This window comes from Methylobacterium sp. J-070 (genome assembly GCF_022829385.1).
Taxonomy (GTDB): Bacteria; Pseudomonadota; Alphaproteobacteria; order Rhizobiales; family Beijerinckiaceae; genus Methylobacterium.
The window spans coordinates 1-5364 of record NZ_JAKSXX010000260.1 but is presented as its reverse complement, the minus strand read 5'-3'; the positions used below and the strand labels follow the sequence as shown (position 1 = coordinate 5364).

Sequence of the window (5364 nt, the reverse complement as noted above, 5' to 3'; positions counted from 1 at the left end):
GAGACCCGATCGGCGATCGCCAGCTTCGGAAGCACCACGGTCTTCATGAAAAGACCGCTGGTGCTCCCGGGCATCACGAGCAGGCGGGCGCCGAGCAAGGCGCGCTTCACGGCGTCGACGGTAGCGATATCGGGTTTTGGGCTGCCCTGGCGCACCGCTGCGCCGAGGGGCGCGCTGGCTAACCCTACGGCTGATCCTTGGGTGATGCGCCCCATTGCGACCAGCTCGTCCAGGCCGTTCTCCGAGAGGATGACGACATCGGCCTCCACACCGCGTTCGAGCTGGGACTTCCCGTCTGCGGCCCCGTACCCTGAGACGCGCCGGACAGCGTTGTGACGGAGATGCCGGTGTCGTGCTCGAAATCCGGCAGGACCGCTCGATAGGCCAGCGCGAACCCGCCTGACATCAGCACGGTGAGCGCTTCGTCTGCGTGGCTTGGCCACGACGCGAGGGCGACAGTGAGCCACGCCACGAGCTTGACCATAGACTTCGTCGGCATCGTCCTCAACCTCAGCGCTATTGCTGAACCGAGCGTAATGAAGGGATCAGGCCGAGACCAGGACACCTTTGGGGCGATGAGCGTCAAGTTCCCGCCGTTATTCACCGATCGCAACGGCGAGTAGCTCTGCGAGCTCGAACCTATCTGTACCGATGTTGAGTGCTGACTCAAGACAGTATTCCAGACAGCGCTCTACACCCCGCTCTACGCGCTGCGTAGCAACGCTATGACGAGCGTCGATCTAATCAGCTTGCCGCAATCTTCGACATCTCGGCCGTCACCGGAACGGTGCTGGGCGACTGGTCCGAGGAGCAGAAGATCCTACTGCTTTGCGCACATCCGATCGTTGCCGCAAGCGCGGCCGGGCATAGACAGACGGAATTTCGAAGGCTGCACTCGAACCTTCAAAGAGCAGGATAGCATACAGAACAGCCAAAAATTAATAATCTTTAACGATTGTATAAGTCAACGTTAAGCAAGTTTGGCTACCTACGAGAGCCCCGATCGTAGGTTTTGCGTGACGCATGTCTCAAATGTTTCGCCGCCCCAATATCACGATCTCACAGCGTTTTCTGACGATGACGCTCCTCGCATTGCTGCTATCCGCGGGTTGCGTCGTCGTCACCTTGTTTCAAGTCCGATCGATGTTATTCGATCAGAAACGCGAGCAAGTGCGGGCTCTGACCCAGGTCGCGATTTCCTCTATCAGACCCATGGTTGAGCGCGCGAAGATCGGTGCCATACCTGAGGCCGAAGCGAAGCGGATCGCGATCGAGACGCTTTCGGCCATGCGGTTCGAGGGCACCAACTACATCTTCAGCTATTCGTACACCGGTGAGACGATTGCGCACGTGCGCAAGGATTATCTAGGCACCAGCCGGTGGGACGTCCGTGACGTCAACAATGGCCTCTACATTGTGCGGGAGATCGTTGCCGCTGCACGCACCGGTCGCGGTTTCATCGAGTATGCCACGCCAAAGCCGAACGCGACAGAGTCGTCGCCGAAGATCAGCTTCGCAGCCGCCGTGCCCGAATGGGATTGGGCGATCGGAAGCGGGGTCTACGTCGACGATGTCGATGCCGAACTTGTCCAGACGATTTGGGCGCTGCTGCTCAAGATGCTTCCGCTCGCAGCCGCCTCTCTCGTAATCGGCTTCATGATGGCCCGGTCCGTCTCGCGGCCACTGAAGGCGCTGACCTCCTCCATGCGCCGTCTGGCTTCGGGAGACCTTGAAGCTGCGGTGGCGGGTGAAGGACGCCGAGACGAGGTCGGGGACATTGCGCAAGCCGTGACGGCACTTCGGGAGGGCTTGAAGAGCCGGGCGTTGGACGAGCGAGCCCGCGATGACGTCGCTCGCAAGGAAGCTGAGGCCCAGCGCCGCGCAGATCTGGACCGTCTCGCCGTCGAGTTCGGCTCGCGCATTGGCCACCTCGTCGAGGCGGTATCGGTGTCAGCAGGTGCGATGGAAACGACCGCGCGTTCGATGTCCGGCCTCGCTCACGATACGGACCGACGGGCCCTGTCCGTCGCGAGTTCTGCGGAGCAGACTTCGTCCAATGTTCAGTCGGTCGCGGCAGCGACCGAGGAGCTGACAGCTACGGCGCGCGAGATCGGGCAACAGGTCAGCGCGTCAGCTGGCATGGCGCAACAGGCCGTCGAAGATGCCCGCCGCAGCGACGCCGCCATGCAAGTGCTCGCCGCCGGCGCACAACGGATCGGCGACGTCGTGGCTATGATCTCAGCCATCGCTGGTCAGACCAATCTGCTGGCACTCAACGCCACCATTGAGGCGGCGCGCGCGGGCGAGGCCGGCCGCGGCTTCGCGGTGGTGGCCACCGAGGTCAAAGAACTGGCCAATCAGACCGCGCAGGCGACAGCTGGGATCACGACTCAGATCAACCAGATCCAGACCGCGACCCTCGACGCTGTGTCTGTCATACAGAGCATCGGGGGCACTCTCACGCGTCTGAACGAAACCGCGACTGCAATCTCGGCGGCGGTCGAGGAGCAACAGGCGGCCATGCAAGAGATCGCTCGCAACGTTTCGCAGGCGGCCAGTGGCACCGATCACGTCACGAGCAACATCACGGCTGTCGCGCAGTCTGCGCAGGAGACTGGAGCAGCAGCGAGCGAGGTGTTTAAGGCCGCATCCGATCTGTCGGGTCAGTCCGGGCACCTCTCCACGGAAGTCGCTCGGTTCCTGCAATCCGTTCGGTCGGCCTGATCTTATCGGGCTTAGACCCCTCATCAGTCAGGTTGCGAGCCGATCTCAGTTGGTCTCGCCCCATGTTCAGGAGCGGGACTTGAAGTTCTAGTGGACGAAATCTGACGCTTGGTGCCGACTGCTTTCGACCCAACCGAGCCGTCTGGGCCTCCACCAGCACTTTCCCATAGCGGTCATTGATCGCCAGTCCGGCAACTTCGGCTCGGGGTGGCTTGTGGATCCTGACCCTTCGCCCCGAAGCGGACCTTCACCGGATAACCACCGGGATGATGATACGAGCCGGCTGCGTCCTTGCTCTCATAGCTTCGGAAAGGCTGCCGCGAGGTGGTCAATCAGGGCTCGCACGGCCGGTGGCAGGCCGCGCCGGGTCGTGAAGACGAGGTGGACGATGCCGGCTTGGCTGCGCCAATCCCGGAGAACGTGAACGAGCCTGCCTGAGGCGATGTGGCCGGCACAGACATGGTCGGGCAGGTAGGCGACGCCGATGCCCTCCGCAGCCGCATCACAAAGGACGGCGAAGTCGCTGCACGTCAGGCGCGGTTCGTGGCGCAGCCGGTACGTCGCCCCACCCGCCTGTTCAAACCGCCATTCCACCTCGCCTGGGTCGTCGCTCGTGCCGAGCGTCGGGAAGGTGCCAAGCGATGCGATGTCGGTGCCGAGGCGGCTGGCGACCTGCGGGCTGGCAACCAGGATCCAGTGCGAGTGCCCGAGCGAGCGCATCGTCAGCGACGCGTCGCTGGTGAGCTCTCGTCGCACCCGCACGGCCACGTCGATGCGCTTCTCGATCAGGTCGACCGGCCTGTCGCTGGCGATGAACTGCAGGCTGACCTTCGGGTAGCGGGTTAGGAAGGTGCGCACGGGCGCTGAAACAGCTTCGACCAGGCCCTTGGGGCAGCTCATGCGGATGCGCCCGTGCGGCTCGGCCTGCGCCTCCGCCACCAGCGCTTCGGCCCGCTCAGCCTCCATCATCATCGCTCGGCAACGCTCGTAGAAGCTCTGCCCAACCTCGGTAACGCGGAAGCGCCGGCTCGACCGCTCGATCAGGCGCAGACCCACCCGCGCCTCGATGGCCGCAATCCGGCGGCTGAGCTTCGATTTCGGCTCGCGCAGTGCTCGGCCCGCCGCGGCGAAGCCACCATGCGCCACCACCTCGGCGAAGTAGCGGTAGTCGTTGAGGTCGGTACGCATCATCGTTCCTCTAATGGAACGCTACGTGCCACGTTTGCCGGCTACTCGCATCATCGTTCTCACAGCATCTCTGTCGTCAGCAGCGAGGCAACGCCGAACGACGGAGAACGACGATGACGAACAGGTTCCAGAACAAGGTCGTGGTGGTGACTGGCGGCACGAGCGGCATCGGGCTCGCCACGGCCAAGGCCTTCTCCGAGGAAGGCGCCTGGGTGTTCATCACCGGCCGCCGACAGGAAGCCCTCGACGCGGCGGTGAAGCAGATCGGCGGACGCGTGACCGCGGTCCAGGGCGACATGGCGCGCTTGGCCGATATCGACCGCCTCTACGATGCGGTTCAGCAGAAGCACGCGCAGATCGACGTGGTCTTCGCCAATGCCGGCGGTGGCGAGATGGCGGCGCTCGGTGCGATCACCGAGGAGCACTATCAGCGGACCTTCGACACCAACGTGAAGGGTGTGCTGTTCACCGTGCAGAAGGCCCTACCGCTGCTGAAGGATGGTGGTGCCATCGTCCTCACCGGGTCGACCACCAGCATCTCAGGCACGCCCGCCTTCAGCGTGTACTCGGCGACCAAGGCGGCGGTGCGCAACTTCGCCCGCAACTGGATCCTCGATCTTAAGGATCGCCACATCCGGGTGAACGCCGTCAGCCCCGGTGTCACGGAGACCGCGGGCCTGAACGAGCTGTTTGGCGGCGGCGACCAGGCGAAGGGCACGAAGGACTACCTCGCCGGCCTGATTCCGGCCGGGCGCATCGCTCAGCCGGAGGAGATCGCCAAGGCGGTGCTGTTCCTGGCCTCGGACGAGGCGAGCTTCGTCAACGGCGTCGAGCTCTTCGTCGACGGCGGGCAAGCCCAGATCTGAATTTTTTGCCCGGGCGCCTTCCAGAGCGTCGGCCGTTGAAGGCCGACGCTCTCTTTCTTCAAACCTTGATACTCGGAGACGTCGGTCAAGCCCACCTTGATCCGGCTCGTTCGAAGGCTTTGATTGAGTACGATGAGGCACAAGTAAGCATCGTAAGGGCGAGGTAGACGTCGGTGCGCCGTTGGTAGTGGAAGGCCAGGCGGCGAATCCTAAGAGCGGACTTTCCCAGAGCCCGCTATGGGTCATACCACGACGTCGTAAGCGGCGAGCTCGGGCAGCATCGCCTCGACGACGAAATCGACGAATGCCGCCAGCACGTCGAGATAGAACTCGCGATCGGAATAAGCACCGACACGAGCTGCCAGTCCCCTGGCGACGAACCAAGAGGCCAACCGGTCGAGGTCGGCTTGCGGGGTTTCGCTGAGGAACGAGACCTGCGAGCGCTGTCGGTCAAGATCCCGGTGCCCGGTGTCGCTACGGCTGAGCTGCAGGTCCACATTGGCCCCGGGCTGACGCAACCACACGGCGCGTTCGGTGCGTCGCAGCTCGACGAACCCCAGCTGCCCGACGAACATGTCCACGACGG

The 5364-nt window shown here is 63.5% G+C and carries 5 protein-coding genes; 2 read left to right on the top strand and 3 right to left on the bottom strand.

The window, feature by feature from the left end:
• A partial coding sequence (locus MKL01_RS30310; protein ID WP_243908894.1) for a substrate-binding domain-containing protein occupies positions 1–269 on the bottom strand: 269 nt, incomplete at its 3' end.
• An 808-nt stretch (positions 270–1077) separates the two neighbouring features.
• On the opposite strand from MKL01_RS30310, the gene MKL01_RS30305 reads away from it, so the two are divergent.
• On the top strand, positions 1078–2724 hold the full coding sequence (locus MKL01_RS30305; RefSeq protein WP_243908893.1) for a methyl-accepting chemotaxis protein: 1647 nt from the start codon (positions 1078–1080) through the stop codon (positions 2722–2724).
• Positions 2725–3021: 297 nt separating this feature from the next.
• Here MKL01_RS30305 and MKL01_RS30300 read toward each other — a convergent pair whose 3' ends face one another.
• Entirely contained in the window at positions 3022–3915 is an 894-nt protein-coding gene (locus MKL01_RS30300; protein WP_243908892.1) for a LysR substrate-binding domain-containing protein, read from the bottom strand.
• A gap of 110 nt (positions 3916–4025) precedes the next feature.
• Here MKL01_RS30300 and MKL01_RS30295 point away from each other — a divergent pair, with 110 nt between their 5' ends.
• Positions 4026–4778, top strand: coding sequence for an SDR family NAD(P)-dependent oxidoreductase (locus MKL01_RS30295; RefSeq protein WP_243908891.1), 753 nt, complete (start codon positions 4026–4028; stop codon positions 4776–4778).
• A gap of 242 nt (positions 4779–5020) precedes the next feature.
• Here MKL01_RS30295 and MKL01_RS30290 read toward each other — a convergent pair.
• A partial coding sequence (locus tag MKL01_RS30290) for a hypothetical protein (RefSeq protein ID WP_243908890.1) occupies positions 5021–5364 on the bottom strand: 344 nt, incomplete at its 5' end.